The sequence below is a fragment of the Mucilaginibacter sp. P4_G9 genome, from assembly GCF_056400985.1.
The window spans coordinates 1-928 of the sequence record NZ_JBFUKF010000843.1; the positions used below are offsets into that span (position 1 = coordinate 1).

Here is a 928-nt window from a genome sequence, read left to right on the forward strand (position 1 = left end):
GTTCCAGATACTGCGTTTATGTTTGGTTGCAAGGCGTATTACCTGCATGGTTAGCGTACTGCCGCCACTGGTAACCTTTTTGGATAATATGTTGTGTTTAAGGGCACGACCAAATGCAAGGGCGTCAAAACCGGGGTGATGTTCAAATCGTTTATCTTCAAAAGCAATAATACACAGTTTGAATTTTTCGGGCACACTATCATTATAAGGAAATCGCCACTGACCATCTGATGCGATGGATGCTCCCAATAACTCACCCTGATCATCATCGATTACATAGGATGTAGGGCTTTTAAATAATGGCTTGGGCAAACAAAACCCGAACAATAAGGTTAAAACAGACAACAATACAAGCAGAAATATTATTTTTGGCTTTTGTAAGTAAGTTTTAATTCGTTTTAATACAGCTTGCATCAAAATATTTTCGATAAAGATATATCTAAAGCTTTATACTGATATCATATCCGTAACCGGATAGCTTGATAAAAAACAATAAATGGGCATACAAAAACTATCAATTATAATTCCGGCTTATAACGAAGGTAACACCATCCACTTGATTTTGGATAAAATTAAATCGGTTAATCTTACCAACGATATCCAAAAAGAGGTGATCATTATAAACGATTGCTCAAAGGATAATACCGAGTTGGCCATTAATGCTTACCAGCAAGCCAACCCCGGTCTTAATATTCAATATTTTAAACACGAAGTTAACAAGGGTAAAGGAGCTGCCCTGCACACCGGCATATCCAAAGCCACAGGTGATTATCTTATCATTCAGGACGCTGATTTAGAGTATGATCCCGCTGAATACAATGACCTGCTTAAACCCGTAGTTAACGGTTTTGCCGATGTAGTTTATGGGTCGAGGTTTATGGGGAGCAATCCGCATAGGATATTGTTCTTTTGGCATACTATTGGTAAC

Annotated in this window: 2 protein-coding genes; one reads left to right on the forward strand and one right to left on the reverse strand. The window is 38.1% G+C overall.

What is annotated here, in order from left to right; genetic code table 11:
• Positions 1-312: transglycosylase domain-containing protein (locus AC1DPZ_RS28055; protein WP_477409724.1), on the reverse strand; the 312-nt coding region annotated here is incomplete at its 3' end.
• A 184-nt stretch (positions 313-496) separates the two neighbouring features.
• Between AC1DPZ_RS28055 and AC1DPZ_RS28060 the strand changes: the two genes are divergently transcribed.
• Positions 497-928: glycosyltransferase family 2 protein (locus tag AC1DPZ_RS28060; protein ID WP_477409726.1), on the forward strand; the 432-nt coding region annotated here is incomplete at its 3' end.